Genomic DNA, 26,474 nt, shown 5'->3' on the forward strand with positions numbered 1-26,474 from the left:
CCCGCCCCCGGTGCGTGACCGGGGACGGGGCCCGAGGAGCCGTAGGCGTACGGCGATCAGTAGCGACGCGTGATCAGCGCGCGCTTGACCTCCTGGATCGCCTTCGTGACCTCGATACCGCGCGGGCAGGCGTCCGTGCAGTTGAAGGTCGTGCGGCAGCGCCACACGCCGTCACGGTCGTTGAGGATCTCCAGCCGCTGCTCCCCGGCCTCGTCACGCGAGTCGAAGATGAAGCGGTGGGCGTTCACGATCGCGGCCGGGCCGAAGTACTGGCCGTCGTTCCAGAACACCGGGCAGGAGGAGGTGCAGGCCGCGCAGAGGATGCACTTCGTGGTGTCGTCGAAGCGCTCGCGGTCCTCGGCGGACTGCAGCCGCTCACGCGTGGGCTCGTTCGTGTCCTTCGTGATGAGGAAGGGCATGACGTCCCGGTACGCCTGGAAGAACGGCTCCATGTCCACGACCAGGTCCTTCAGGACCGTCAGGCCCTTGATGGGCTCGATCGTGATCGGCTTCTCGGGGTTGATGTCCTTGATCAGCGTCTTGCAGGCAAGACGGTTCTTGCCGTTGATCCGCATCGCGTCCGAGCCGCAGATGCCGTGCGCGCACGAGCGGCGGAAGGTGAGGGTGCCGTCGATGTCCCACTTGATCTTGTGGAGACCGTCGAGGACGCGCTCCTTCGGGTCGATCTCCAGCTGGAAGTCTTCCCAGACGGCCTCCGCCGCGACCTCCGGGTTGAACCGGCGGATGCGGAAGGTGACCGTGATGTAGGGGGAGTCGGCGAAGCCGGGCTCGGGCTGGCCGGCCGCGTCCGCCTTGTCCAGAACAGGGGTAGCCATCAGTACTTACGCTCCATCGGCTGGTAGCGGGTCTGGACGACCGGCTTGTAGTCGAGACGGACGGTTTCCGAGCCGTCGGCGCCGACCTCGCGGTACGCCATGGTGTGGCGCATGAAGTTGACGTCGTCGCGGTTCGGGTAGTCCTCGCGGTAGTGACCGCCGCGGGACTCCTTGCGGGCCAGTGCCGAGACGGCCATGACCTCGGCCAGGTCCAGCAGGTTGCCCAGCTCGATGGCCTCCAGCAGGTCCGTGTTGAACCGCTTGCCCTTGTCCTGGATCGCCACGTTCTTGTAGCGCTCCTTGAGCTCGGCGATCTTCTCGACCGCCGTCTTGATCGTCTGCTCGGTGCGGAACACCATGACGTTGGCGTCCATGGTCTCCTGCAGCTCGCGGCGCAGGGTCGCCACCCGCTCGCTGCCGGTGGAGGTGCGCAGCCGCTCGATCTGCTCGACGACGAAGGACTCCGGGGCCTCCGGCAGCTCGACGTAGTCGGCCTTGGCCGAGTACTCGGCGGCGGCGATGCCCGCGCGCCGGCCGAAGACGTTGATGTCCAGCAGCGAGTTGGTGCCCAGGCGGTTGGCGCCGTGCACCGACACGCAGGCGACCTCGCCGGCCGCGTACAGGCCCGGCACGACCGTGGTGTTGTCCGCCAGGACCTCACCCTCGACGTTGGTCGGGATGCCGCCCATGGCGTAGTGCGCGGTCGGCTGGATCGGGATCGGGTCCGTGTACGGCTCGATGCCGAGGTAGGTGCGCGCGAACTCGGTGATGTCCGGGAGCTTGGCGTCCAGCTGCTCCGGCGGCAGGTGGGTCAGGTCCAGGTAGACGTGGTCGCCCTCGGGACCGCAGCCGCGGCCCTCGCGGATCTCCGTGTAGATGGAGCGGGACACGACGTCACGGGACGCGAGGTCCTTCATGACCGGCGCGTACTTCTCCATGAAGCGCTCGCCGTCCTTGTTGCGGAGGATGCCGCCCTCACCGCGGGCGCCCTCCGTCAGCAGGATGCCCATGCGCCAGATGCCGGTCGGGTGGAACTGGAAGAACTCCATGTCCTCCAGGGGCAGGCCGCGGCGGTAGACCGCCGCCTGGCCGTCACCGGTCAGGGTGTGCGCGTTGGAGGTCACCTTGAAGAACTTGCCGGTGCCGCCCGAGGCGTAGATCACGGCCTTCGCCTGGAAGACGTGGATCTCACCGGTGGCCAGCTCGTACGCCACGACACCGGCCGACTTCTTGACGCCGTCGACCTCGGTGATCAGCTGGTCCAGGACGTAGAACTCGTTGAAGAACTCCACGCCCTCCTTGACGCAGTTCTGGTACAGCGTCTGGAGGATCATGTGGCCGGTGCGGTCCGCGGCGTAGCAGGACCGGCGGACCGGGGCCTCGCCGTGGTTGCGGGAGTGACCGCCGAAGCGGCGCTGGTCGATGGTGCCGTCCGGGGTCCGGTTGAACGGCAGGCCCATCTTCTCCAGGTCGAGGACGGCGTCGATGGCCTCCTTCGCCAGGATCTCGGCGGCGTCCTGGTCGACCAGGTAGTCACCGCCCTTGACCGTGTCGAAGGTGTGCCACTCCCAGTTGTCCTCCTCCACGTTGGCGAGCGCGGCGGCCATGCCGCCCTGCGCGGCGCCCGTGTGGGAGCGGGTGGGGTAGAGCTTGGTCAGGACCGCGGTGCGGCTGCGCTTCGTCGCCTCGATGGCGGCGCGCATGCCCGCGCCGCCGGCGCCGACGATGACGGTGTCGTACTTGTGGATCTTCATGATTCTCGCAGCCCCGTGCCTAGCGGATGTTCGGGTCGAAGGTGAAGATCACCAGCGTGCCCAGCAGGATGGTGAACACCGTGGCGGTGTAGAGCAGGCCCTTGAGCCACAGCCGGGAGTTCGGCCGCTCGGCGTAGTCGTTGATGACCGTGCGCAGGCCGTTGGCGCCGTGCAGCATCGCGAGCCACAGCATCAGCAGGTCCCAGACCTGCCAGAACGGGGACGCCCAGCGGCCGGCCACGAAGGCGAAGCCGATCTTGGAGACGCCGCCGTCCAGCACCAGCTGGATCAGCAGGTGGCCGATGACGAGGACGACCAGGACGATGCCGGACAGGCGCATGAACAGCCAGGCCGCCAGCTCGAAGTTGCCCCGGGTCGACTTCGGGGTCTTCTTGGTGCGCTTGCGCGGCGCCTCGATGACCGGGGCGGGGCTGTCGACGGTGTAGACGGGGGCACCCTCGACGGGGCCGACTCCGGAGGCCGCGGTTTCAGTCGTGGACATCGGCGTCAGCTCCCAAACAGGACACGGTAGGCGTGGCCGAGGACCGGGTAGATCGCCCCGAGCATCAGCACGATCCAGACACCCATCACGGTCCAGAACATCTGCTTCTGGTAGCGCGGGCCCTTCGACCAGAAGTCGACGGCGATGACGCGCAGGCCGTTGAGCGCGTGGAAGAGGATGGCGGCGACGAGGCCGTACTCCAGCAGCGCGACGATCGGCGTCTTGTACGTGGCTACGACCTTGTCGTAGTCCTCGGGGGAGACACGCACGAGAGCGGTGTCCAGCACGTGAACGAACAGGAAGAAGAAGATGAGGACGCCGGTGACTCGGTGAGCCACCCAGGACCACATTCCTTCCCGGCCGCGGTACAGCGTTCCAGCCGGCACGGAAGAACCCTCCGGGAGCGGGGACTAGGGCCGCGCCGGCTTCACTGTCGGTCGGGCCCGGCCGGGTACGGTCCACCGGCCCTCTGCATGGTATCCACGTGCCGCCGTGGTGCTTACGGGGGGCCTACCGGTGTGATCAAAGTGGCACGCGGTTGGGCTAGCGGGCGCGGCCGCCGGGGCGGATTCGATGGTTATTTGCCGGGTGTGGGCGTGTTTGCGCTGGTAGCGCCCGCGTGGCGGTGGCCACAAATCGAAAACGGCTCGACGCCGCTGAGCAGGGCCCGCAGCCGTCCCCGTGCCAGCCGCCGCAGCTCCTCCGCCGCCGTCACCCGCTCCTCCTCCGGATCGTTTGCCAATCGTGACCGGATCGCTTCGAGGATGTGGTCGATGACCTCGTCCGGGGGGACGTCGCCCGGATAGATGACGAACGCGTGTCCGAACCGGGCCTCGTAGGCGGCGTGCGCGGCGCCCAGGGCCATGTGGGCCGCCGAGTACGTGTCCTCGGGGAGCTCCGGGAGGGTCTCGCCGGCGAGGGCCTCGGCCAGGTCGGAGGGGGAGAGGTCGTAGGCCGCCTCGTCCGCCGCGGCCAGCAGGGAGTCCAGGTCGGGGTAGGGACGGTGGTCGGCGATCCGGTCGGACCAGCGCGGGCTGTGCAGGCAGTGCAGGAGCAGGGTGCGGGCCTCGTCGGCGCGGGCTGTGTTGAAGGCGTCGAGGGGCGTGGGGAGATACGGCAGGCGGTGGGCGGGCAGCGTGGGTCCTCGCGTCACATGTGGCGTGGCAGGGGATGCTGTGAAAGGTGTGCGTCAGGTTATCGAGAGTGGTCACGCTGTGTCCGAGCGATACCTGAATTTCACCCGAACGGAAGAGTTTGAGACCGCCCGGGTGACAGATGATCCGGCGATCGGTCGTACGTTGGCAGGGTGACCCAGCACAGGCTCAGGCGCCGGGGCTCGGCGCGACAGGTGATACGCAAGCGGGCGGTGATGGCCGCCGCGGTGGTCGGGACGGTCGTGCTCGGCACGGGCGTCGCCGTGTGGGCCTCGGCGGACGGAGGTGGCGGCGCACCGCAGAGCGGCGCGCGGCAGACCTCCCCCGGGCGGCCGGCCGGCACCGGGGCCGGTCCGGGGCAGCCGGCGACCGCCTCGGCCAGTCCCGGCCCGAGCCGGTCCTACCCGCTCTCGCGGGCGCCGCGCACGATACCCGCGGTCCGCTCCCACACCCCGGCGCGCGGCCCCGGCTGGAAACCGCAGCGCGGCGAGCGGGTGGTGGTGAGCGACCCCGGGCTGGCCGACGAGGGACGGCTGATAGCCGGGGAGCTGGGGCTCGCCTACGCGGGGCAGAAGAACGACGTCCGGGCGGGCGACGTGCGGCTCGCGCTCGGCGGCGGGGGCGGGAACCAGGAGTCGTACACCCTGACCGTCCGCAACGGGCGGGTCGACATCAGCGGGCCCGGCCAGGCGGGCGTCTTCTACGGCACCCGCACCCTGAAGCAGGAGGTCCACGGCGGCGGTACGGCCCCCGAGGGCGTCGTCCGCGACCAGCCGGCCAAGCCGGTGCGCGGGTTCATGCTGGACATCGCGCGCAAGCCGTACTCCGAGGCCTGGATCGAGGACCGGATACGCGAGCTGGGGGACCTGAAGTACAACGAGCTGGGCCTGCACTTCTCCGACGACCAGGCCTTCCGGATCGAGTCCGGCAGCCACCCGGAGATCGTCTCCCGGGACCACCTGACCAAGGCGCAGGTCAAGCGGATCGTGGCGCTGGCGGACAGCCGGCACATCACCGTCGTCCCCGAGATCGACTCGCCGGGGCACCTGGGGGCCGTCCTCGCCGCCCACCCGGACCTGCAGCTGCGCAACGTGAACGGGGTGGCGACCAGGGGCGCGATCGACATCTCCAAGGAGGCCTCCGGGCGGCTCGTCGACGACCTGCTGAACGAGTACGCCGGGCTCTTCACCGGCGGCCGGTGGCACCTGGGCGGCGACGAGTACCAGGCGCTCACCGTGCGCGACCCGCAGGCCTCCTACCCGCAGCTGGCGGCCGCCGCCCGGCAGCGGTACGGCGCAAACGGGACCGTCGCCGACCTGGCCACCGGCTGGCTCGACGACCGCGCCGCCACCGTCCGCGCCCACCACCGGACCATGCGCGCCTGGAACGACGGCTTCTTCCGCGGCACCTCCGTGCAGCCCGCGGGCGACCTCCAGGTCGCCTACTGGACCGGCAAGGAGATCGGCGCCCGGCCGCCGGCGGAGTACCTGAGCGCCGGCCGCAAGGTGCTCAACTACAACGACGAGTACCTCTACTACGTGCTCGGCCAGCCGCAGACCTTCGTCTACCCGACCGGACAGCGCATCTACGAGCAGTGGAACCCGCGGGTGCTGCGCGGCACCACCGCCGTCCCGGCGCGCTACGACGGGCAGATCCTCGGCGGCTCGTTCGCGGTCTGGTCCGACCGCCCGAACGCGCAGACGGAGGGTCAGGTCGCCGCGGGCATCCGGATGCCGCTGCGGGCCACCGCGCAGAAGCTGTGGGACGCGCGCCGGCCGGCGCTCTCCTGGACCGACTTCAGGAACCTGGCGAACCGGCTGGGCTGAGAACCGAGTGGACGCACGACGGCGTCCGACCGTATGTTCCGGTGTCCGCGCGCGTGTTCGCACGCGCACCGGCACCAGTACTCGCGCGCCGGCTCGGGGAGAGCCGCGCGCGCCGCGCCATCTCGGATCTCGTCTTCTCGGGGGACTCCTTCATGACCACGCCCATGCCCGCGCCCATGCCCACACCGCCGTACGCGGCCCCGCCCGGCGGCGCCTGGCTGCGCTCACCGGCCGCGCTCGGCCGTGCCGCCGCCCTGCTGCTCGGCCTCGTCATCGCCACCGACCTGTTCGCCTGCTACGCGGACTTCCTGGAGATGGACGTCACCGGCGAGCTGGCGAGCGGCGTCACCGGCGCCGACGTCATCGACCGGGCGGACCGCGCGGACTCCCTCTACGGTGCCGCCGGCATCGCGCAGGGGGTCGCGCTGGTGGCCACGGCCGTCGTCTACCTGTGCTGGCTGTGGCGGATCCGGGTGAACGCCGAGGTGTTCGACGCCTCCCGGCACCGCATGAAGCGCGGCTGGACCATCGGCGCCTGGTTCTGCCCGGTGGTGAACCTGTGGTTCCCGCGCCGGATCGTCGCCGACAGCTGGGACGCCAGCGCCCCCTGGGGGTCCCGCTCCGGACACTCCCCGGTCAACGCCTGGTGGACGGTGTGGCTCGTCAGCCTCCTCGTGGGCCGGTTCGCGGACACCAGCTCCCGGCACGCCGAGACGGCGGACGAACTGAAGGAGGCCGCCAAGGCGATGCTGCTCTCCGACGCCCTCGACATCGCGGCCGCCGTCCTGGCCGTCGTGGTGGTCGTCCAGCTGACCCGGATGCAGGAGCGCAAGGTCCTCTCCGGGGAGCTGCCGGCCCCCGCGCTTGGCTGAAAACCCGTAGCTGTGACACTCCCGCTCCGTCGCGCGCAGTAAGGGGAAGTGCGGGCTCCGTATCGGTCGGTGCCCTGGCGAGGGAGGCATGCATGAGCCTGGTGGACCTGATCGCGCAGGCCGACGAACGCGGACTGGCCGCCAGCGGATTGGCTTGTTTGGATCGGTGTCTGCCGCTGCTCGGCGGCGACGACGAACTGCTGCGCCCGCTGTGGGCGCGCCTCGCCGACGACTCCGACTGGGCCGGCGAGCTGACCCGGGCCCGCGAGGCGCTGGGCTCCGCGGAGCCCGCCGACGAGGCCGCGCAGCTCGCCCGCCGGATGCTCCGGTCGGCCCCGGCCGAGCGCACCGCCGACGCGGTACGGCCCTGGGCCGACGCCTGCTCGGTCGCCTCGCTGCGCGTCCACCGGCTGCTCGACCCCGCCACCGACGACGGCTCGGACCCGCAGGGCGCGGACGGCCTCGACGCCGGGCGCGCGGGCGACCCGGCCGACCTGCCGCCGCTGGTCGCCGCCGAACTGCGCCGCCAGGCGGCGGTGCTGGAACTCCTCGCCGGGCACGGCGCGCAGGGCCTGCGGGGGGCGCTCGAGGTGTCGGTGGAGGGCCGCCGGATCCTGCGCGCGGTGGTCTCCCGCCGGGCGCGCAGCGCCGCGGAACCGGGGGCATGACCGGGCCTGTGCCCTTCGTGCGGCGGACCTGGGGTGGTCCTGCGACGGGTTCCGGAACGTTTCGGGAAACGTCCCGGAACCCGGTGACGGAACCTCGCCCCGGCTCGCTCTTCCCTATGTGACAGCCGATGTGACAGCTCATGTGACGGCCCGGTACGGGACAGCGCAGCAGGAGACCCGGCCGCACGCCGCGGCGAAGCCCGTGCGGTGGGCGGCGGACGCGGTGGCGACCATGCGCGAGGGCGCGCGGGTCCGGCTCGACTACTCGGCGCAGAGCCTGTGGCGGGTGGACCGGATGATCGAGGAGATACGCCGCGAGGGGCCGCCGTACGCGGCCGTCGAGAGCGTGCTGCGCGGCTTCGGCGCCTACGCCGGCGAGGTGATCGTCCGGCAGACCGGCGCCGAGTGGTGGGCGACCGGCGGCGAGCACTGGCTGCGCACCCCCGACGGCCGGCTGTGGGACCCCATCGACGAGGCGCGCCGCTGCTACGACGGCCACGGCTCGCTCCGGCTGCTGTGCCGGGACGCGACCGCGAGCGCCTCCGGCTGACCTGCCTGTGACACTTCCGTCGGGGCCGACGCTGATGATCGTGGAGGGCGGCAGACACGGCCGGAGCGTGTCGCACCGTGACGGAGGCGCCACGCAGTGGCCAGGAACTCGGCACGAACGAGGACGGTCTTGGGCCAGGGAGGGGAACCCCGCCGCCCGCAGCCGCGGGACGGGGAGCTGGGCGCGGCCGTCGCGCGGGCCCAGGACGGTGACGAGTCCGCCTTCGCGGTGGCCTACCGGATCGTGCAGCCCGGCCTGCTCGGCTATCTGCGGGGCCTGGTCGGCGACGACGCGGAGGACGTCGCCTCCGACGCCTGGCTGGAGATCGCCCGCGACCTCGGCCGGTTCCGGGGCGACGGCGCCGGCTTCCGCGGCTGGACCGCGACCATCGCCCGGCACCGCGCGCTGGACCACCTGCGCCGGCAGCGGGTACGGCCCCGGGCGGCCCAGCTCGAACAGGACGCCCTGGAACTGCCCGGCCGGCACAGCACCCACGACCAGGCCCTGGAGTCGCTGTCCACCGAACGCGCGCTGGAGCTGGTGCGCGGGCTGCCCCCGGACCAGGCCGAGGCGGTGCTGCTCCGGGTGGTCGTCGGCCTCGACGGCCCCGCCGCCGCCCGCGTCCTCGGCAAGCGCCCCGGCGCCGTCCGCACCGCCGCCTACCGGGGACTGCGCCGCCTGGCCCGCCAACTCGGCACCGACGGTGTGACGGATGCGGATCCGCCGACGCTGGGTGAGTCGGGATGAACGACAGCGGGCGAGGGACGTATGTACAGGCGTCCCTCGTCGTGCGCCCGGGGTGGCCGGGGGCCCCGGCTCCGGGAGCCCGCGGGGCTCGTGACGGCGGGCGCGCGCCCGCGGCGATCGACGGCTCTCGGCGCGGGCCCGCCGGGGCCGGTGGTCCCGGACGGGCGACTGCCGGCACCGGAGGCTCCGGACGTGCGCCGGTGGCGTCCGGCGGCTTGCGGCGGGCGGTCGTGGCGGTCGGCGGGCTCCGCCGGGTGTCCGCGGCGGCTCGCGGGTGTGCGCCCGGGGCCGGTCCCGCGGGTCCGGGCGCTCGGGATGTGGGTGGGTCGGTGTACGGAGTTCCGGGCGGACCGGATGAGGACGGGAACGGGCATGGGTGAACAGCACGGCGGCGACGGGCTGTCCGGCCCTCGGCGCGCGCACCCTGAGGGCACCGTCGCCGCGCCCGAGCCGGCCGGCACCTCCCCGGGCCTCCCGGAGCTGGAGACGCGGTTCGGCGCCGCGCTGCGCGCCCGGGAGATCGACGCCGAGGCCGAGCGCAGCGCCGTCGCCGCGTTCCGGGCCGCACGCCAGGCGGGCGCGCACGACGCCAGGACCCGCGCCCGGGACGACTGGCGGCCCGGGCGGCCCCGCCGCGCCCGCCGCTCCCTGCGGACCACCCTCTCGCTGGCCCTGGCGAGCCTCACGCTGGGTGGAGTCGCCGTCGCGGCGATCGGCTCCGCGCGGTCCGGGCCCGACGACGGCGGCCGGCCCGCCCCGCGCTCCGCGCGCACCTCGCCGAGCGCCCCCTCCGCCCCGGCGGCGAACGCCAGCGCCGACGGTACGGCGACCGGGCCCGGGGACACCGGCACCGCCGCGCCCTCGGGGAAGCCCGCGCGTCCGACGACCGCCGGGGACACCCTGGCCCACTGCCGTGCCTACGCGCGGGTGGGGAAGCGGGGCGGCGCCCTGGAGGCGACGGCGTGGCAGCGCCTGGTCGCGGCGGCGGGCGGCCCCGACAAGGTCGCGGCCTACTGCGCCGCCCGGGCGGCCGGTACGCGGACCGGGAACACGGCCGAGGCGGGCGCGCCCGGAAACTCCGGCGGCAAGCGTGAGAACAAGAGCGGTGCCCACGGGAAGCCGGCCGACGGCAAGCGCTAACGACAGAACCCGGGCCCCGTCTCTGAGCCGGGTCGGCTCCGCGAAGGCAACGGCCGGGGCCGCCACCCCCCACAGGAGAGGCCCCGGCCGTCGCGCGGACGGGCCGCGCGCGGCCCGTACTTTCCTCAGCGCCGTGCGTACGGTTTCTGTCACACCCGGCCACCCCCGAATCTCACCCTGCGCACATCCACACCCGGTCACGAGTTAGTTGCATCTTCTACGGACATGGACGAGCAGTGGTTTCACGCCGTAACGTGCCTTTCGCGCCGACCGAAGACAGGCGTAAAGGGAGTACGGTGCTGGGGGACGACGCGGAGCTGACCGCCGCGGTGTGTGCGGCACAGGACGGAGACGAGACCGCGTTCCGTACGGTGTATCGCGCGGTCCATCCCCGCCTGCTCGGATACGTCCGCACACTGGTCGGCGATCCGGATGCCGAGGACGTCGCGTCCGAGGCCTGGCTGCAGATCGCACGCGACCTGGACCGGTTCAGCGGCGACGCCGACCGGTTCCGCGGCTGGGCCGCCCGGATCGCCCGCAACCGCGCCCTGGACCACATACGCATGCGCGGCCGCCGCCCCGCCATAGGCGGCGACGAGACGGAGCTGACCGGCCGGGCCGCCGAGTCCGACACGGCCGGCGAGGCCATCGAGGCCCTGGCCACCGACAGCGCCCTCTCCCTGATCGCCCGGCTCCCGCAGGACCAGGCCGAGGCGGTCGTCCTGCGCGTGGTCGTCGGCCTGGACGCCAAGACCGCCGCCGAGACCCTCGGCAAACGCGCGGGTGCCGTCCGCACCGCCGCGCACCGCGGTCTGAAGCGGCTCGCGGAGCTGATCGGCGCCGATCCGGAATCGGCGGGCGGACTCGACGCGCTCCCGCCTCAGCGAGAACCGCGCCGCCGCGCGGTGACGTCCGCAACTGTGACGCATACGCGTGCGCGGACGCAGAAGGACATGTGATGGCCGACGAGCAGTACAAGTGGCTGAATCGTGAGACGGCGGAACGTCTGCTGCGCGGTGAGTCGCTGGAAGCCGTCGACCCCTCCGCACGTGACCAGGCCGAACGCCTCTCCCGGGCGCTCGGTGCGCTGTCCGCGGAGGCGGCCCCCGCGCCCGGTGAACTCCCCGGCGAGCAGGCCGCCCTCGCCGCGTTCCGCAAGGCCCGCGAGGCCGCCGAGGCGGAGCGCACCGCCGCCGCCCACACCCCCGCCGCCGCCCGCACTCCGGCACCCGGAACCGACGCCGGCCTGGTCCGCATCGGTGCCCCGAGCCGTACCGGAATCCGCACCGGGCGCCCCCGCTGGGGCCGGCCGGTGCGCCTGGCGCTCGCCGCCGCCGCAGCCGTCGGCACACTCGGGGGGGTCGCCGTGGCCGCCGGCAGCGGGGTGCTGCCGACGCCCTTCGACAACGACCACCCCCGTCCCGCCGCCTCCGTCTCCGCGGATAAGACCACCGGGCAGCCGCCCCTCCCCGGTTCCGGTATGACCGCCCCGGGCCTCGGCACGGGCACGCCGGAGGGCAGTCCGCCCGGGCGCGGCGGCACCGGTGACGAGGCCGCCGGCACGGACGACGGCACCGGTGGCGCCACCGCGTCCGGCTCCGGAGCGCCCACGTCCGGCACCGGGTGGCTCGGTGCCGCCTCGGCCTGCCGTGCCCTGCGCGACGGCAAGGACCTGGACACCGGACGCAAGCGCACGCTGGAGCACCTGGCGGGCGGCCCCGCCCGTGTCACCCGGTACTGCAAGGTCCTGCTGGCCGCCGGCGACGCCACCTCCGGCACCGCGAACGGCGGCACGTCCGGCACCGGCGGCGGCACCGCCGGCAACGGGCAGGACAAGGACAAGAACCCGGGCAGTGACAAGGGCAAGGGCAAGGGCGACGAGGACAAGGACGGGGACAAGGACGGGAACGGGAACGGGGGCGGAGAGAAAGGCGGGGGCAAGGGCGAGCACGGCCCCGGCGGCGGCAAGGGCGGCGGCCGGCACCGCGGCGGCGCCGCCCCCGCTCCCTCCGCCTTCGCCCCGGCGCACCCCGGCCCGCCCGGCAACGTCCCCGCGTCCCCGTCGCCGTCCCCGACGTACACCGCGCTCTGATCGAGGACACCCCGTCTGACCTGCGGTTTTGAAGTCGCCGAAAATTTTTCGGCGCGAGGTGTGACGTTTCTGGAGCCCGCGACGCAGTACTGAGTGAGCCGACTGGTCATCGGCCGTCGCACTGAGCCGGGGTTCCCCCCGTACCCACGGCTCGTGCACCTGGCGCGGGCGGGGCACGTTCCCCCGGTCCCGCCCGCGCCCCGCATCCTCACCAGGAGACGACGACCTTGTCGCCCACCCTCACCTGAGCGAACAGCCGGGCGATCGCCGTCTCGTCCCGCACGTTGACGCATCCGTGCGAGCCGCCCGCGTACCCGCGCGCCGCGAAGTCGTACGAGTAGTGCACCGCCTGGCCACCGCTGAAGAACATCGCGTACGGCATCGGCGAGTCATAGAGGGTCGACACATGGTGCCGTGACTTCCAGTAGATGTGGAACACACCCTCGCGGGTCGGGGTGTACTGCGCGCCGAAGCGCACCGCCATCGTGGACAGGGTCCGCCCGTCCACCATCCAGCGCAGCGTCCGGCTGGACTTGTCGATGCACAGCACCCGCCCGGTCAGACACCGCGCGTCCGGCGCGGCGGCCGGCTGAGAGTCCGTCGGGTACAGCTCCCCCGGGCCCGGCGGACGCGTCATCGCCACCAGCCGCTGCCAGGTGACGGCGTCCGTCGTGCCGGTCCGCGGCAGCCCGCGCTTGCCCTGGAAGCCCCGGACCGCCCGCTCGGTCAGCTCGCCGTACGACCCCGTCGGCCCGACGGGCAGCCAGCCCACCTGGCGCAGTCGCGCCTGGAGTTCCCGCACGCGGGGCCCGACGTCCCCGCGCGACCACAGCACCCGCGGCGCGGGGGCGGCCGGCCTCGTCGGTGTGGCGGCCGGTGCCGGCCGGGCGGGCCCGGCACCGCGGCCGCCCGGCGCCTGGGCCTGCAGCGGCAGGCCGCGTTTGCCGTCGGCGTCCGTCGGCTGCACGGTGCACCCGCAGAGCGCGGCGAGCACGGCGGCCGAGGCGAGCAGGACGGCAGGTCTCCCCGGGATCCTCATGCCCGGGATGTTTCCCCGCGTGACCCGCGTCGAACTACGGGGCATGGTGAGGAGTACCGGTGTCGGTCGTACCGCGGAGGCAGCCATGGCACAGGAGTCGGCACGTCGGTCCGAGTCGGGCCTGCCGATCGAACCGGTGTACGGCCCGGCCGACCTGGCCGGCTGGGACCCGGACCGCAAACTGGGCGAACCGGGCGCGTACCCGTTCACCCGCGGGGTGTACCCGAGCATGTACACCGGCCGCCCCTGGACCATGCGCCAGTACGCCGGCTTCGGTACGGCGGCGGAGTCCAACGCCCGCTACCGGCAGCTGATCGCCCACGGCACCACCGGTCTGTCCGTCGCCTTCGACCTGCCCACCCAGATGGGCCACGACTCCGACGCGCCCCTCGCGCACGGCGAGGTCGGCAAGGTCGGCGTGGCCGTCGACTCGATCGAGGACATGCGGCTGCTGTTCGACGGCATCCCGTTGGACCAGGTCTCGACGTCGATGACGATCAACGCGCCCGCCGCCCTGCTCCTGCTGCTGTACCAGCTGGTGGCCGAGGAGCAGGGCGTGGCCGCCGACCGGTTGACGGGCACGATCCAGAACGACGTGCTGAAGGAGTACATCGCGCGCGGCACGTACATCTTCCCGCCGAAGCCCTCCCTGCGGCTGACCGCGGACATCTTCCGGTACTGCACCGCCGAGATCCCGAGGTGGAACACCATCTCGATCTCCGGCTACCACATGGCCGAGGCGGGCGCCTCCCCGGTGCAGGAGATCGCGTTCACCCTCGCCGACGGCATCGAGTACGTCCGCACGGCGATCGCGGCCGGCATGGACGTCGACGACTTCGCCCCGCGCCTGTCGTTCTTCTTCGTGGCCCGTACGACGCTGCTGGAGGAGGTCGCCAAGTTCCGCGCCGCCCGCAGGATCTGGGCCCGGGTGATGCGGGAGGAGTTCGGCGCGCGGAACCCCAAGTCGCTGATGCTGCGCTTCCACACCCAGACGGCCGGGGTGCAACTCACGGCGCAGCAGCCGGAGGTGAACCTCGTCCGGGTCGCCGTGCAGGCCCTGGCCGCGGTGTTCGGCGGCACGCAGTCCCTGCACACCAACTCCTTCGACGAGGCGATCGCCCTGCCGACGGACAAGAGCGCGCGGCTGGCGCTGCGGACGCAGCAGGTGCTGGCCCACGAGACCGACGTGACCGCGACGGTGGACCCCTTCGCCGGCTCCTACGCGGTCGAGCGGATGACGGACGAGGTGGAGGAGGCCGCCGTCGGCCTGATGCGGCGGGTGGAGGACCTCGGCGGGGCGGTCGCGGCGATCGAGCAGGGCTTCCAGAAGGCCGAGATCGAACGGAACGCGTACCGCATCGCGCAGGAGACGGACTCCGGGGAGCGGGTGGTCGTCGGGGTCAACCGCTTCCGGCTGGACGAGGAGGAGCCCTACGAGCCGCTCCGCGTGGACCCGGCCATCGAGGTCCGGCAGGCCGAGCGCCTCGCCCGCCTGCGGGCCGGACGCGACCGGGGCGCGGTGACCGCGGCGCTCGACGCGCTGCGCAAGGCGGCGGAGGGCGAGGACAACGTCCTGTACCCGATGAAGGAGGCGCTGCGGGCCCGGGCGACGGTGGGCGAGGTGTGCGGGGCGCTCCGGGAGGTCTGGGGGAGTCACGTGCCGACGGATGCGTTCTGAGCGGGCCGGTTCCGGACGGGGAGGACCGGCTGTCGTACCCCCGTGCGACACTCCATGGCATGTTCGGCGTCATCGACCTCCCCACCTACCTCGCGGGCCTGATCCTGATCGTCCTGCTGCCCGGCCCCAACTCCCTCTACGTCCTTTCCGTGGCCGCCCGCCGCGGTGTGCGGGCCGGGTACACCGCGGCCGCCGGGGTCTGGTGCGGGGACACCGTGCTGATGACGCTGTCGGCCGCCGGAGTCGCCTCGCTGCTCCAGGGCAACGCCCTGCTGTTCGGGATCGTGAAGTACGCCGGGGCCGGATACCTGAGCTGGCTGGCGATCGGCATGCTGCGGGCCGCCTGGCAGACGTGGCGGACCCGGCGGCAGCCGGCCGTCGAGGAGGCCGCGGCCGCCCAGGGCGCCGACGAGCGGCCCTTCCGCCGTGCGCTCGTCGTCAGCCTCTTCAATCCCAAGGCGATCCTCTTCTTCGTCGCCTTCTTCGTGCAGTTCGTGGACCCCGGCTACGCCTACCCCGCCCTCTCCTTCGTCGTCCTCGGCGCGTTCGCCCAGCTCGCCAGCTGCCTCTACCTGAGCGCGCTGATATTCGGCGGCACGCGGCTGGCCGCGGTGTTCCGTCGCCGCAAGCGGCTGTCGGCCACGGCGACGTCGGCGGCGGGGGCGCTGTTCCTGGGGTTCGCGGTGAAGCTGTCGCTCGCCGGGCCCTCCTAGGCGGGCGCACAGGCACCCGTTCGTTCCGCGTACTCCCGCAGGCCCTCCGTCGTCGCTCCCGCCCAGCCCACGTAGCCGTCCGGGCGGATCAGGAAGACGCCCCGGCCGTATGACCGCGGAGCCGCCGGGAGGGAGGGGAGGCCCGGGACCGACGCGCCCAGCAGGGTCCAGTGCGGGCCCCGGAAGCGGTCGAACAGGCGGACGCCCGCCACCGTGCCGTCCGGGGCGCGGTCGCCCGCGCGCAGGCCCCCGGTCTCGCCTCGCGTGTCCACGCTCAGGGACGAGTCCCGGTAGCCCAGGCCGAGCTGCACCGTCGCCCTGCCCCGTCGTACCTCTCCGCGGTGGACCCCCGTCGTCAGGTCCAGCATGGCGGCGGCGTTCGCGCGGCGCTCCTCCTCGTAGGTGTCCAGGAGGGTTTCCGGTGCGGCGCCCCGGAGCACCGCGGCCAGCTTCCAGCCCAGGTTGTAGGCGTCCTGCACGCCGGTGTTCAGGCCCTGGCCGCCCGCCGGGGAGTGGACGTGGGCCGCGTCCCCGGCGAGGAGGACCCGGCCCGCCCGGAACCGGTCCGCCAGGGCGGCGCGCGGGCGGAAGTCGGAGGCCCAGCGCAGCTCCGTCACGGCCGGGGCGTCGAGGTGCGTGTACGTGGCGACCAGGGCGCGGATGCCGTCCGGTGTCAGGTCGACCCGGGCGGACTCCGGCAGCCGGGCCTGCAGTTGGAAGTGGTCGGTGCCGGCGAGCGGGCACAGGGCGAGACCGGTGCCGTCGGGTCCCGGGAACGTGTGCCAGTGATCCCGGTCAAGACCCTCCAGCCGTACGTCCGCCACCAGGAACGGCACCGGGTCGACCGTCTCGCCGGTCATGCCGATGCCCAGGGCGCGCCGGACCGCCGAGCGTCCGCCGTCGGCCGCGACCGCGTACGCCGCGCGGAGGGCCGTACCGTCCGCGAAGTCCACCGTCACGCCGTCCGCGTCCTGCGCCAGGCCCGTCACCTCGCGGCCGAAGGCGACCCGGCCGCCCAGCTCGGTCAGCCGTGCGTGGAGCACCTCCTGGGTCCGCCACTGTGCGACCATCAGCGGCTCGGTGTACGGCGTGCCCTCGTCCGCCGGGATCTCCTCGAACATCGGCTGTGTGCCGAGCCGCTCGCCGTTCCTCCACAGCAGGCGGGGCGGATAGGGGCCGCCGGCCGCCCGGACGGCGTCCAGGACGCCCAGGTCGGCGAAGACCTCCTGGGTGCGGGGCTGGATGCCCTTGCCGCGGGAGCCGGGGAAGAGCGCCTCCGCCCGCTCCACCACCAGCGCCCGGATCCCGCGCCGCGCCAGGTCGATGCCCAGGGTCAGGCCCGTCGGGCCCGCGCCCACGATCGCGACATCCATCGTCTCTCTCCTTAACATCGTTAAGTAGCGTCGCCGACGAGCGTGCCCTTAACGCTGTTAAGCTGTCAAGCGTGAGTTCCGAGAAGCGCGCGCCTTTGGATCGCGCACGAGTCGCCGACACCGCGCTGCGGCTGCTGAACGAGGTCGGTCTGGACGGGCTGACCCTGCGCGCCATCGCCCGCGAGCTGGACGTCAAGGCACCGGCCCTGTACTGGCACTTCAAGGACAAGCAGGCGCTGCTCGACGAGATGGCGACGGAGATGTACCGGCGGATGGCCGCCGGTGCCGCGCTCGACCCCGCCGACACCTGGCGGGAGCGGCTGCTGAAGACCCAGCGCGCGCTGCGGGCCGCGCTGCTCGGCTACCGCGACGGCGCCAAGGTGTTCAGCGGCTCACGCTTCACCGGCATCGACCACGCCGCGGAACTGGAGGCGAACCTGCGCGTGCTCACCGGCGCCGGGCTCAGCCTCGCGCAGGCCGTCGACGCGGGGCGCACGGCACACGCCTACACCCTCGGCTTCGTCACCGAGGAGCAGGGCGTACGACCCCTCCCGGGGGAGCGCCGGGAGGGGTACGACATCGGGGAACGCGCCCGCCGCATGGCCGGCTTCCCGCTCGCCGCCGAGGCCGGGAAGCTGCTCTTCGACGACTACGACCGGCAGTTCGAGGAGGGGCTGGCACTCGTCGTCGCCGGCATCGGGGCGCGGTACGGGATCAGCTGAGGGCGGTCGCCCCCGGCGTACCGGCCTTCTTCAGCGCCCTCTTCAGCCGGGGGCCGAACGGTTTCTCCACGAACCGGTGGATCAGCCAGGCCAGCGCCAGCATGCCCAGCACGGTCACGGCCAGCGTCGGCCACGCGGACAGGCCGAGCCCCCGGTGCAGCACCCGGATGACGAACCAGCCCAGGTGCTCGTGCACCAGGTAGAACGGGTACGTCAGCGCGCCGGCCGTGACCAGCCAGGACCAGGAGGCCCACCCGGTCCAGCCCAGCGCCACGGCGGCGACGGTCGCGTAGGCGACGGTGACGACCAGGATGACGACGTACGGGTCGCGGTGCGGGTGCGGGCCCCACAGTCCGCGGGTGGCCTCGCTCTGGGCGAGCAGCCAGGACATCACGACGATGCCCCACGCGAGCAGGTCGCTGCCGAAGCGGTGGATCAGGTACAGCGCCAGACCGCCGACGAAGAAGGGGGCGTACTCGGGCATGACCACCTGGCGCAGCAGCTCGTTGCCCGACGAGTGGCACAGGACGGCCGCCGGCGTCCAGACGCAGGCGAACAGCACCACCCGGCGGTAGGTGACCCCGCGCACCACGACGAACAGGGCGAACAGCACGTAGAAGCGCACCTCCACCCAGAGCGTCCAGCACACACCGAGAACCCGCGTGGCGCCCATCGGCTGCTGCAGCATGGTGAGGTTCACCAGGAACTCGTCCGGGCGGACCGGGTGGACGACGACCGGGAGCGCGAGGGACGCGGCCGTGACCAGGGCCAGCGCGACCCAGTACGCGGGATACAGGCGGGCGACCCGGGAGCGGAAGAAGTCGCCGAGGGTGCGGCCCCAACTGCTCATGCAGATCACGAAACCGCTGATGACGAAGAAGAACTGCACGCCGAGGTTGCCGTACACGGCCGCCCGGGACAGGGACGGGAAGAGCTGGTCCGGGCTGGCGTGCCAGGACTCCGAGACCACGCCGCCGCGACCGGTGTAGTGGTAGACGCAGACCATCAGCGCGGCGACGAGCCGCAGACCGTCCAGGGCGAGCAGGCGGCCCCGGCGCGGGGCCCGGGCGGCCGGGATCCCGGCCGCCCGCCGTATGAGAGGGTCCGGGGCCGGCCCGACGCCGGAGGGGGAAGCGGCCATGTGCGGTTTCCTTCCTGCTGATCGGTGGTCAGCCGCGGGCGCCCCGGCGCAGGCTGCGCGCCTTGCGGGCCACCCGGCGGACCGTCGCGTTGCGCGGGATGAACGCCAGCTGGGCGGGCACCCCGCCGGGCAGCGCCAGCGAGGACAGGCGCCGGCGCTTGAAGTAGCGCATGGTGTGCTGGTCCAGGTGCCCCGCGAGCCAGGTCTCGGCCTGCGGACGCAGCCTCGGGAGGATCTTCGGCTGCATCGCGAAGCCCACCGCGCGGACCAGCGCGCCGAGCGCCTCCACGTCCATGCCCTGGCGCTGCTCGGCGACGGCCCGCCGGTCGGTCAGCTCGGGCAGCAGCGCGTCCACGATCGTCACCGGGATCCGGTTGCTGTTCTCGTACGGCGTCAGCCGCTCCAGCAGCAGGTCGGTGCCCACCCGGGCGACCGGGAGGCCGTACAGGGCGGAGGCGGTGAGCAGCGCGGTGGAGAAGCAGCCGACGACCAGTGCGGGACGCATCCGCTGGTACAGCACCTCCGCGAGCACCGGCGTGTCCAGCACGGTCAGCCCGACCTCCAGCCGCTGCGCCTCCTGCTCCAGGGAGCGGGTGAAGCGGGCCGGCGCGGACGGGTGCGGCTTGAACACCACCGTGGTGTGGCCGAGGGCGGCCGCGCCCCTCAGCATCCGCACATGCAGCTCCTCCTCCTGCTCGGCGGTGAGGATGTCCAGCGCGGACAGGTACTGGCCGAGCAGCAGCGCCGGCTCCTCCACCGCCGGCAGCCCCTCGCCCAGCGGGGCGAGTTCGGCGAGGACCTTGGTGAAGGCGGGCGTCGGCACCAGTTCGCCGGGCACCCCGAACTCGGTGAGCAGCAGCGGCTGCAGACCCGGCACCAGGTCCAGGTGCAGGACCCGGTCCACGCGGGTGCCGACCAGCGGGTCGATCTTGTTGCGGGTGGGGCCGTAGCTCATCAGGCCGTCGGCGTAGACGGTGACCGGCGCGCCGGTGAAGATCTGCGCGAGCGCCAGCGACGGATTCACCTGGATCGACTCGACGGCCAGCTCGACGTCGTCGGTGCCGAGCTGCCACTCGTGGCGCAAGTACCGCTCCCACAGCGGCAGATCGTCCCCGCGGGGCGTCCAGCCGCCCGGATGGAACGGGAAGATCGCCGCGTTGTACGACACCACGTCGTCGAACCGGTCCCGCAGCCGCTCGAAGCCCGGCATCCCGTCCAGCGCCGTCGAGGTCTCGGGCGTGGCCGCGTTGTTGCAGACCAGCAGGATCCGCCGGTCGGCCGGACGGAAGCAGCCGGAGTCCAGGGCGGCGGCGAGCGTGGCCGTGCCGTACAGCGTCGACGCCTGGAAGATCTGGGTGGTCACGCGGCGACCCCCGCGGCGGCGGGACGGCGGCGCAGCCGGCGCAGCCGGGTGGCGCGCTGGACGTCCATGGAGTCCAGCGCCTCGTCCAGCACGTCCTGCGGCATGCGCCGCAGCGCGGCGGCGCTCAGGGATTTCAGTTTCCTCGCCACCGCCGGCTCGAACCTTTCGATGGAGCCCAGGTGATGGGCGATGATCGCACAGTAGGTGCGGACGGCCTTGGGCAGCAGCACGCCGGCCTCCCGGTCGGCCGCGGTCTCCGCGACGACCTGGTCGAACGCCCGGATGAAGTCCAGCTGGCGCACATCGCCGATCTGGGTGAGGGACGAGGCGACCCCGCGCCGGTAGAACACCCCGAGCAGGCTCACCGCGGCGAAGGACTCCGCCTCCCGGTGCAGCTTCCAGATCCACGGCCGGTCCTCGGCCGTGCGCAGCCCGTCGGTGAAGTGCAGCACTCCCTGGTCCACCAGCCGCCGGTGGTAGACGCCGGCCCACGCGTACGCGTAGTCCACCGAGGTGGACCGGTCGGCGGGCAGGATCGCCGCCCGCGGGTCCAGCACGGTGTTCCGCCGGCCCACCGGCACCCGGTGCACGCTCCGCGACCGGGCGGTGCACTGCACATGGTCGGTGCGCAGGAAGTCGCAGCCCAGCTCCTCGATCGCGGTGAGCAGCCGCGGGAGGTAGCCGGGGGCGAGCCAGTCGTCGCCGTCCAGGAACGTCAGATACGTGCCGCGCGCCCGGTCGATACCGGTGTTGCGCGCGGTCGCCAGCCCTCCGTTCTGCTCGTGCCGGACCAGGACCGCACCCGGCAGCTCGCGCTCCGCACGCGCGAGAATCTCTGGGGTCCCGTCGCGGGAACAGTCGTCGACGAGAATGAATTCGAAGTCCTCACGCACATTCGCCTTCAGACTCCTGAGGGTGTCGGGCGCGTATTGCTGCACGTTGTAGAACGGCACGATGACGGAGAGCTTGACCACGTCAAGGACGTTAGGGCGTGGCCCGCCATTCGTCTTGACGACCTGCTTGATGCCGGGTGAACGACACATGGCGAAGCCGTGAACCAGGCTGTTTCACACGGCGATCGGGGCCCGATTCGCCATTCGGCGATGTGCTGTTAACCGTTTGTTGCATTCGGGTTGGGCGGAACCTCGGAATCGCTTCCTAGCGTCTCCGGCGTGCCAGCAAGTGCAACGAAATCCCTGCGAGTCGCCGTCCTCGCCGACTCGGACACCCGGTGGAAGTGGGGCGCGCTCACCGCGCAGCGGCTCACCCCCGCGGCTGCCGAGGTCCGGCTCGACGGCTACCTCCTGCGGGGACGTGCCACCCCGACCGCCCGCCAGCTGCGGGAGGTCGGCGTCCGGGCGGACTCCCTGCGCGAGGTCACCGGCGTGGAGTTCCTGCGCGCGATGAGCGAGGACCCGGGCAACCGGTACGACGTCCTCGTCCTGGCCCTGGTCGGCGGCGGCGTCCAGGCCATGCTGCACGGACTGCGCGCCGCCTGGGGCTCCGGGCCGCGTCCCGTGGTCGTCACCGGCTATGTCGGAGTCGTCTACGAAAAGCTCGCCGACGGGCTGCTGCTGCGGCACGGCGCGGACCTCGTCCTCGCCAACTCCCGCCACGACGCGGACCGGTTCCGGGCCGTGTACGAGGGGGTCGGCGCCGACGCCTCCGCGGTCACCGAGGTCGCGCTGCCCTTCCTCGGCGGTGCGCCGTACGCCGGCGAACACGAGCCGTACACCGTGGTGTTCGCGGCCCAGCCGTCGGTGCCGGACAACCGCCGGGACCGCGCCTACCTGCTGGGCCGGCTCATCGAGCACGCCCGCAGGCACCCCGAGCGGGAGGTGCTGCTCAAGCTGCGCTCCAAGCCCGGCGAACACACCACCCACATCGAGGAACTGCCGTACCAGAAACTGGTCCAGGGCCAGGACCCGCCGGCCAACTTCCGCCTGGTGTACGGGCACATGGGCGAGGTGCTCGACCGTACCGACCTGCTGGTCACGGTCAGCTCCACGGCCGCCCTGGAGGCCCTGCACCGCCGTGTGCCCACCGCGGTCCTCACCGACCTCGGGGTGCGCGAGGCGCTCGGCAACCACCACTTCACCGGCTCCGGCTGCCTCGCCTCCTGGGACCAGCTCGACGCCGGGCACCGGCCGGTGCCGGACGAGGAGTGGGTGGCCCGGCAGGGCGTGGCGGCCGACGGGTTGTACGACACGGCCTTCGACACCGCCCGCGAGCGCATCGCCGAGCTGCTGGACCGGCCGCGCGGTCTGCCGCCCCTGAACCCCTACTACACCCCCGAGACCGCGCCCGGCTATCTGCCCGGCATCCTCGCCCGCCACCACCTCGGCCCCGACGGCGTCCCGCTGCCCGGCGCGCCCGCCGCCGACAAGGCGCCCGGCCCCGTCCGGCAGATCGTGCGCCGCGCCGCGCGCGGCGCCTACCGGCACGGAGTCCAGCGGGTCGCCCCCGTGATCCGGCGGATGGGCGAGCTGTGACCCCTCTCCAAGGAGGAGACCCCATGTCCCACTCGCAAGCGGGCCCGGGCGCCTCGGTCCGCCGGGTGCTCGCGGTCATCCCCGCGCGCGGCGGCTCCAAAGGCGTGCCCGCGAAGAACCTCGCCCCCGTGGGCGGTGTCCCGCTGGTGGCCCGCGCGGTGCGCGAGTGCCGGGCGAGCCGGCTGGTGACCGACGTCGTCGTCTCCACCGACGACCAGGCCATCGCCGCCGCCGCCCGGGAGGCCGGCGCCGAGGTCGTGCTGCGGCCCGCCGCCATCGCCGGGGACACCGCCACCTCCGAGGCCGCGGTCCTGCACGCCATGGACACCCACGAGACGCTGCACGGCTCCGCCGTCGACGTGGTGCTGCTCGTGCAGTGCACCAGCCCCTTCGTCGTCCGCGAGGACATCGACGGTGTCGTGTCGGCGGTGATCGAGGACGGCGCGGACACCGCGCTGACCGTCGCGCCCTTCCACGGTTTCGTCTGGCGGGAGGCGGCCGACGACCTCGCCGCGGCCGACGACCTCGCCGCACCCGGCGAGCCGCCGGCCACCGGCGCGGTGACCGGCGACCGGGCGGCTGCCGCCGGAGGCTACGGCGTCAACCACGACAAGTCCTACCGTCCGCGCCGCCAGGACCGCCCCCAGGACTTCCTGGAGACCGGCGCCGCCTACGCGATGGACGCGGCCGGCTTCCGCGAGCACCGCCACCGTTTCTTCGGCCACACCGAGCTGGTCCGCACCGACCCGGCCCGGGTGCTGGAGATCGACGACCCGCACGACCTCGCGCGGGCCCGGGCCCTCGCGCCCCTCTTCGACGCGGACCGCCCCGGTTCGCTGCCGACCGCCGACGACGTGGACGCGGTCGTACTGGACTTCGACGGCACCCAGACCGACGACCGGGTGCTGATCGACTCCGACGGACGGGAGTTCGTCGCCGTGCACCGCGGCGACGGACTCGGCGTCGCGGCCCTCCGCAGGAGCGGCCTGAAGCTGCTGATCCTGTCCACGGAACAGAACCCGGTCGTCGCCGCCCGCGCACGCAAGCTGCGGATCCCCGTGCTGCACGGCATCGACCGGAAAGACCTCGCGCTGAAGCAGTGGTGCGAGGAGCAGGGCATCGCGCCGGAGCGCGTGCTCTACGTCGGCAACGACGTCAACGACCTGCCGTGCTTCGCCCTCGTCGGCTGGCCCGTGGCGGTCGCGAGCGCTCACGACGTCGTACGCGGCGCCGCACGCGCGGTCACCACCGTCCCCGGCGGTGACGGCGCGATCCGAGAGATCGCCAGCTGGATCCTCGGCCCCTCTCTCGATTCCCTCCCCAAGTAAGGACACCCCCTGATGAGCACCAACTCCCGTCTGCGCACGTTCGGTTCGCGCGAGGTCGGCCCCGGCAGGCCCGTCTACATCTGCGGCGAGATCGGCATCAACCACAACGGTGAGCTGGAGAACGCCTTCAAGCTGATCGACGTGGCCGCCGAGGCCGGCTGCGACGCCGTGAAGTTCCAGAAGCGCACCCCGGAGATCTGCACCCCGCGCGACCAGTGGGGCATCGAGCGCGACACCCCCTGGGGCCGGATGACGTACATCGACTACCGCCACCGGGTGGAGTTCGGCGAGGACGAGTACCGCCAGATCGACGCGTACTGCAAGGAGAAGGGGATCGCCTGGTTCGCCTCCCCGTGGGACACCGAGGCCGTCGCCTTCCTGGAGAAGTTCGACGTCCCCGCCCACAAGGTGGCGAGCGCCTCCCTGACCGACGACGAACTGCTGCGCGCCCTGCGCGCCACGGGCCGTACGGTCATCCTCTCCACCGGCATGTCCACCCCGCGCCAGATCCGGCACGCGGTCGAGGTCCTGGGCAGCGACAACATCCTCATGTGCCACGCGACCTCGACGTACCCGGCGAAGGCCGAGGAGCTGAACCTCCGCGTGATCAACACGCTGGAGAAGGAGTACCCGAACGTCCCGATCGGCTACTCCGGCCACGAGACGGGCCTGCAGACCACGCTCGCCGCCGTCGCGCTGGGCGCCACGTTCGTCGAGCGCCACATCACCCTCGACCGCGCCATGTGGGGCTCCGACCAGGCCGCGTCGGTGGAGCCGCAGGGCCTCACCCGCCTGGTCCGCGACATCCGCACCATCGAGGCCTCCCTCGGCGACGGCGTCAAGAAGGTCTACGACTCCGAGCTGGGCCCGATGAAGAAGCTGCGCCGCGTCGCCGGCGTCGTCGCCGAGGCGGAGATCGCCGCGGCGGCGGGCGAGCCGGTCGCGGTGTGAGTCCGGGTCACTGACGACGGGACGGTCGTACGCCGATGAGCCCCCGCGCCGGCCAGGCCGGCCACCCCGCCCGCACGCTCGCCTTCGTGGAGAGCCCGGTACAGCTGCTGAACGTACTGGAGTGGGCACACCTGCACGGCCTGCCCGCCGCCACGCCGGCCCCGTCCGGCCGGGGCCCGGCCGTCCCGCCGCCCGGGAACGGCCCGGAACAGGGCGCGCCGCCGGGCGTGCGGCCGGCGGCCCCGGGCGGCGCGGAGGGGGAAGCGCCGTTCGGCCCCGGCGACGCGGGGCCGGCCACGGCCTCCGGGCCCGTGGCCGGCCCCACGCAGCCCGGCCCCGCACCGGCCGGCCCCGTGGCCGCCGTGCCCGCGCCCGCCGTGCCCGCGCAGGTCCGGCGGTCGCCGGCCGGTGCGACGGCGGCCGGCGCGGAACTGACCGTCGTCGTGCTCGCCCCGACCGACCCGATGACCCGGGGCCAGCTGCGACGCATGGCCGACCTGGCCCGGGACGAGGGGTACCGGGTGCGCTGGGAGGAGGCGCGGGGCGGTACGACCGCGCCCTTCCACACCATCGGCGGGCTGGCCGGCTCCCTGCGCCGGGCCGGCCGGGTCGTCATGGGCGACCCGTTCTCCCGCTACGTACAGCTCCTGCTGACCATCACCCGCGCCCGCGACCTGGTGGTCGTGGACGACGGCACGGCGACGATGGAGTTCGTCGCCCAGCTGGCCCGCGGCGAACGCCTGGTCCGCTGGCACCGCAAGGGCGGCCGGCCCGGCGCCCGCGACCTGCTCTTCGCGCCGGTGTCCTCCTCCGCCCGCCGGCGGCTGACGCCCAGCGCGCACCGGCGGGTCGAGGTGTTCTCCTCCATGCCGGTGACGGAGACCCCCGAGGGCGTCACGGTCACCGCGAACGACTTCGCCTGGACCCGGGCCCGATTCGGGCCGCCGCGCATCACCAACGGCGCGGACATGGTCGGCACCTCGCTGGTGGAGACGGGGGTGGTGGACGGCGACCGCTACCTGGGGGCCGTCCGCGCCCTGGCCCGGGCCCACGGCGTCACCCGCTACTTCGCCCACCGCCGCGAGAGCACCGAGAAACTGCACCGGCTGGCGGGAGAGACCGGCCTGGAGATCGTCCGCCCGGACCTGCCCCTGGAGCTGATCGCCCGGCGCGGCCCCATCGGCCGTACGATCCTGAGCTTCCCCTCCACGGTCGTCCACACCCTCCCGCTGGCCCTGGCCGGCACGGGGGTGCGCGTCGCGGTCTGCGACATCGACCCGGCCTGGCTCACCGACACCGCCTCCCCCCGGGCCCAGGGCTTCCTCTCCGGCGTGACCGGCACCGCCCGCGACGTCCACCGGCTGACGGCGGTGACCCCGGCGTGACGGAGGGCCCCCGGGGCCTGCGGCTCTAGGCCGTGTCCGCAAAGTCCCTCCTGCCCCGCGACGCGCGGACGGGGGGGCGTTGGCGTCCCGAGCGTGGGGGCGGGGGGGGGCGGGGGGGGGGGGCGGGCCGGCGGGCCGACCCCGAGCC

Annotated in this window: 25 protein-coding genes; 15 read left to right on the top strand and 10 right to left on the bottom strand. The window is 73.2% G+C overall.

The annotated features are described in order from the left end of the window. Positions 1-56 precede the first annotated feature (56 nt). The 5 genes from ABZ923_RS18995 to ABZ923_RS19015 form a co-directional block, all read right to left on the bottom strand. Positions 57-836, bottom strand: a complete 780-nt coding sequence (locus ABZ923_RS18995; protein WP_361472776.1) for a succinate dehydrogenase iron-sulfur subunit — start codon at positions 834-836, stop codon at positions 57-59. Continuing rightward, positions 836-2,590, bottom strand: coding sequence for a succinate dehydrogenase flavoprotein subunit (gene sdhA / locus ABZ923_RS19000; protein ID WP_361472778.1), 1,755 nt, complete (start codon positions 2,588-2,590; stop codon positions 836-838). Before sdhA ends, ABZ923_RS18995 begins: the two co-directional genes overlap by 1 nt. Before the next feature lie 19 nt (positions 2,591-2,609). Beyond that, on the bottom strand, positions 2,610-3,092 hold the full coding sequence (locus ABZ923_RS19005) for a succinate dehydrogenase hydrophobic membrane anchor subunit (RefSeq protein ID WP_361472781.1): 483 nt from the start codon (positions 3,090-3,092) through the stop codon (positions 2,610-2,612). Between the two features lie 5 nt (positions 3,093-3,097). Further along, entirely contained in the window at positions 3,098-3,478 is a 381-nt protein-coding gene (gene sdhC, locus ABZ923_RS19010; protein WP_043195476.1) for a succinate dehydrogenase, cytochrome b556 subunit, read from the bottom strand. Between the two features lie 191 nt (positions 3,479-3,669). Beyond that, positions 3,670-4,245 carry a 2-oxo-4-hydroxy-4-carboxy-5-ureidoimidazoline decarboxylase gene (locus ABZ923_RS19015; RefSeq protein WP_361472784.1) on the bottom strand — a complete coding sequence of 192 codons (576 nt, stop codon included), beginning with the start codon at positions 4,243-4,245 and terminating at the stop codon, positions 3,670-3,672. Between the two features lie 216 nt (positions 4,246-4,461). On the opposite strand from ABZ923_RS19015, the gene ABZ923_RS19020 reads away from it, so the two are divergent. The 8 genes from ABZ923_RS19020 to ABZ923_RS19055 all read left to right on the top strand — a co-directional run bounded on the left by ABZ923_RS19020 (position 4,462) and on the right by ABZ923_RS19055 (position 12,141). Beyond that, positions 4,462-6,072: a family 20 glycosylhydrolase gene (locus ABZ923_RS19020; RefSeq protein ID WP_361472838.1), complete on the top strand. Its 1,611-nt coding sequence runs from the start codon at positions 4,462-4,464 to the stop codon at positions 6,070-6,072. A 152-nt stretch (positions 6,073-6,224) separates the two neighbouring features. Beyond that, complete coding sequence (locus ABZ923_RS19025) at positions 6,225-6,944, top strand: DUF4328 domain-containing protein (protein ID WP_361472787.1); 720 nt, start codon at positions 6,225-6,227, stop codon at positions 6,942-6,944. 92 nt (positions 6,945-7,036) lie between these two features. Then, a complete protein-coding gene (locus ABZ923_RS19030; protein WP_361472789.1) occupies positions 7,037-7,612 on the top strand; it encodes a hypothetical protein in 576 nt (191 codons plus the stop codon). Between the two features lie 202 nt (positions 7,613-7,814). Then, on the top strand, positions 7,815-8,162 hold the full coding sequence (locus ABZ923_RS19035) for a hypothetical protein (RefSeq protein WP_361472841.1): 348 nt from the start codon (positions 7,815-7,817) through the stop codon (positions 8,160-8,162). A 129-nt stretch (positions 8,163-8,291) separates the two neighbouring features. Then, entirely contained in the window at positions 8,292-8,909 is a 618-nt protein-coding gene (locus tag ABZ923_RS19040) for an RNA polymerase sigma factor (RefSeq protein ID WP_361472791.1), read from the top strand. 372 nt (positions 8,910-9,281) lie between these two features. Next, positions 9,282-10,049 (top strand): hypothetical protein, encoded by a 768-nt coding sequence (locus ABZ923_RS19045; RefSeq protein WP_361472794.1) that lies wholly within the window; start codon positions 9,282-9,284, stop codon positions 10,047-10,049. Positions 10,050-10,345: 296 nt separating this feature from the next. After that, on the top strand, positions 10,346-11,008 hold the full coding sequence (locus ABZ923_RS19050; RefSeq protein ID WP_361472797.1) for an RNA polymerase sigma factor: 663 nt from the start codon (positions 10,346-10,348) through the stop codon (positions 11,006-11,008). Beyond that, positions 11,008-12,141 (top strand): hypothetical protein, encoded by a 1,134-nt coding sequence (locus ABZ923_RS19055; RefSeq protein ID WP_361472800.1) that lies wholly within the window; start codon positions 11,008-11,010, stop codon positions 12,139-12,141. Before ABZ923_RS19050 ends, ABZ923_RS19055 begins: the two co-directional genes overlap by 1 nt. Positions 12,142-12,349: 208 nt before the next feature. On the opposite strand, the gene ABZ923_RS19060 is transcribed toward ABZ923_RS19055, so the two are convergent. Beyond that, on the bottom strand, positions 12,350-13,180 hold the full coding sequence (locus tag ABZ923_RS19060) for a L,D-transpeptidase family protein (RefSeq protein ID WP_361472803.1): 831 nt from the start codon (positions 13,178-13,180) through the stop codon (positions 12,350-12,352). 85 nt (positions 13,181-13,265) lie between these two features. Between ABZ923_RS19060 and ABZ923_RS19065 the strand changes: the two genes are divergently transcribed. Together ABZ923_RS19065 and leuE are read left to right on the top strand one after the other, a co-directional pair. Beyond that, complete coding sequence (locus ABZ923_RS19065; RefSeq protein WP_361472806.1) at positions 13,266-14,858, top strand: methylmalonyl-CoA mutase family protein; 1,593 nt, start codon at positions 13,266-13,268, stop codon at positions 14,856-14,858. Positions 14,859-14,917: 59 nt separating this feature from the next. Further along, positions 14,918-15,571, top strand: coding sequence for a leucine efflux protein LeuE (gene leuE / locus ABZ923_RS19070; protein WP_361472809.1), 654 nt, complete (start codon positions 14,918-14,920; stop codon positions 15,569-15,571). Here the strand turns inward: leuE and ABZ923_RS19075 are convergent. Then, on the bottom strand, positions 15,568-16,944 hold the full coding sequence (locus tag ABZ923_RS19075; RefSeq protein WP_361472812.1) for an FAD-dependent monooxygenase: 1,377 nt from the start codon (positions 16,942-16,944) through the stop codon (positions 15,568-15,570). The two genes, leuE and ABZ923_RS19075, sit on opposite strands and share 4 nt — an antisense overlap. A 71-nt stretch (positions 16,945-17,015) precedes the next feature. Here ABZ923_RS19075 and ABZ923_RS19080 point away from each other — a divergent pair, with 71 nt between their 5' ends. Continuing rightward, the gene (locus ABZ923_RS19080; protein WP_361472814.1) at positions 17,016-17,666 is read left to right on the top strand and encodes a TetR/AcrR family transcriptional regulator C-terminal domain-containing protein; all 651 of its coding nucleotides are present in this window, start codon (positions 17,016-17,018) and stop codon (positions 17,664-17,666) included. Here the strand turns inward: ABZ923_RS19080 and ABZ923_RS19085 are convergent. From ABZ923_RS19085 to ABZ923_RS19095, 3 genes are read right to left on the bottom strand one after another with little or no spacing between them, the layout of a single operon-like run. Continuing rightward, positions 17,659-18,807 carry an acyltransferase gene (locus tag ABZ923_RS19085; RefSeq protein WP_361472817.1) on the bottom strand — a complete coding sequence of 383 codons (1,149 nt, stop codon included), beginning with the start codon at positions 18,805-18,807 and terminating at the stop codon, positions 17,659-17,661. The two genes, ABZ923_RS19080 and ABZ923_RS19085, sit on opposite strands and share 8 nt — an antisense overlap. A 28-nt stretch (positions 18,808-18,835) precedes the next feature. Then, complete coding sequence (locus ABZ923_RS19090) at positions 18,836-20,170, bottom strand: alpha-2,8-polysialyltransferase family protein (RefSeq protein WP_361472819.1); 1,335 nt, start codon at positions 20,168-20,170, stop codon at positions 18,836-18,838. After that, entirely contained in the window at positions 20,167-21,144 is a 978-nt protein-coding gene (locus ABZ923_RS19095; protein WP_361472822.1) for a glycosyltransferase family 2 protein, read from the bottom strand. The genes ABZ923_RS19090 and ABZ923_RS19095 overlap by 4 nt, the downstream gene beginning before the upstream one ends. Before the next feature lie 198 nt (positions 21,145-21,342). Between ABZ923_RS19095 and ABZ923_RS19100 the strand changes: the two genes are divergently transcribed. From ABZ923_RS19100 to ABZ923_RS19115, 4 genes are read left to right on the top strand one after another with little or no spacing between them, the layout of a single operon-like run. After that, positions 21,343-22,662 (top strand): DUF6716 putative glycosyltransferase, encoded by a 1,320-nt coding sequence (locus tag ABZ923_RS19100; protein ID WP_361472824.1) that lies wholly within the window; start codon positions 21,343-21,345, stop codon positions 22,660-22,662. Between the two features lie 23 nt (positions 22,663-22,685). Then, positions 22,686-23,990 carry an N-acylneuraminate cytidylyltransferase gene (locus tag ABZ923_RS19105; protein WP_361472827.1) on the top strand — a complete coding sequence of 435 codons (1,305 nt, stop codon included), beginning with the start codon at positions 22,686-22,688 and terminating at the stop codon, positions 23,988-23,990. A gap of 12 nt (positions 23,991-24,002) precedes the next feature. Then, the gene (locus ABZ923_RS19110; protein ID WP_361472830.1) at positions 24,003-24,941 is read left to right on the top strand and encodes an N-acetylneuraminate synthase family protein; all 939 of its coding nucleotides are present in this window, start codon (positions 24,003-24,005) and stop codon (positions 24,939-24,941) included. A 35-nt stretch (positions 24,942-24,976) separates the two neighbouring features. Further along, entirely contained in the window at positions 24,977-26,326 is a 1,350-nt protein-coding gene (locus ABZ923_RS19115) for a hypothetical protein (protein ID WP_361472832.1), read from the top strand. Positions 26,327-26,474 lie beyond the last annotated feature (148 nt).

It is taken from the genome of Streptomyces sp. NPDC046881, from assembly GCF_040645015.1.
In the GTDB taxonomy this organism is placed as follows: domain Bacteria; phylum Actinomycetota; class Actinomycetes; order Streptomycetales; family Streptomycetaceae; genus Streptomyces.

Excerpts from the sequence above, each read along its gene's own strand:
- ABZ923_RS18995 (WP_361472776.1), bottom strand. The coding sequence starts at position 836 with ATGGCTACCCCTGTTCTGGACAAGGCGGACGCGGCCGGCCAGCCCGAG.
- sdhA (WP_361472778.1), bottom strand. The coding sequence starts at position 2,590 with ATGAAGATCCACAAGTACGACACCGTCATCGTCGGCGCCGGCGGCGCG.
- ABZ923_RS19005 (WP_361472781.1), bottom strand. The coding sequence starts at position 3,092 with ATGTCCACGACTGAAACCGCGGCCTCCGGAGTCGGCCCCGTCGAGGGT.
- ABZ923_RS19020 (WP_361472838.1), top strand. The coding sequence starts at position 4,462 with ATGGCCGCCGCGGTGGTCGGGACGGTCGTGCTCGGCACGGGCGTCGCC.
- ABZ923_RS19025 (WP_361472787.1), top strand. The coding sequence starts at position 6,225 with ATGACCACGCCCATGCCCGCGCCCATGCCCACACCGCCGTACGCGGCC.
- ABZ923_RS19030 (WP_361472789.1), top strand. The coding sequence starts at position 7,037 with ATGAGCCTGGTGGACCTGATCGCGCAGGCCGACGAACGCGGACTGGCC.
- ABZ923_RS19045 (WP_361472794.1), top strand. The coding sequence starts at position 9,282 with ATGGGTGAACAGCACGGCGGCGACGGGCTGTCCGGCCCTCGGCGCGCG.
- ABZ923_RS19055 (WP_361472800.1), top strand. The coding sequence starts at position 11,008 with ATGGCCGACGAGCAGTACAAGTGGCTGAATCGTGAGACGGCGGAACGT.
- ABZ923_RS19060 (WP_361472803.1), bottom strand. The coding sequence starts at position 13,180 with ATGAGGATCCCGGGGAGACCTGCCGTCCTGCTCGCCTCGGCCGCCGTG.
- ABZ923_RS19065 (WP_361472806.1), top strand. The coding sequence starts at position 13,266 with ATGGCACAGGAGTCGGCACGTCGGTCCGAGTCGGGCCTGCCGATCGAA.
- leuE (WP_361472809.1), top strand. The coding sequence starts at position 14,918 with ATGTTCGGCGTCATCGACCTCCCCACCTACCTCGCGGGCCTGATCCTG.
- ABZ923_RS19075 (WP_361472812.1), bottom strand. The coding sequence starts at position 16,944 with ATGGATGTCGCGATCGTGGGCGCGGGCCCGACGGGCCTGACCCTGGGC.
- ABZ923_RS19085 (WP_361472817.1), bottom strand. The coding sequence starts at position 18,807 with ATGGCCGCTTCCCCCTCCGGCGTCGGGCCGGCCCCGGACCCTCTCATA.
- ABZ923_RS19105 (WP_361472827.1), top strand. The coding sequence starts at position 22,686 with ATGTCCCACTCGCAAGCGGGCCCGGGCGCCTCGGTCCGCCGGGTGCTC.
- ABZ923_RS19110 (WP_361472830.1), top strand. The coding sequence starts at position 24,003 with ATGAGCACCAACTCCCGTCTGCGCACGTTCGGTTCGCGCGAGGTCGGC.
- ABZ923_RS19115 (WP_361472832.1), top strand. The coding sequence starts at position 24,977 with ATGAGCCCCCGCGCCGGCCAGGCCGGCCACCCCGCCCGCACGCTCGCC.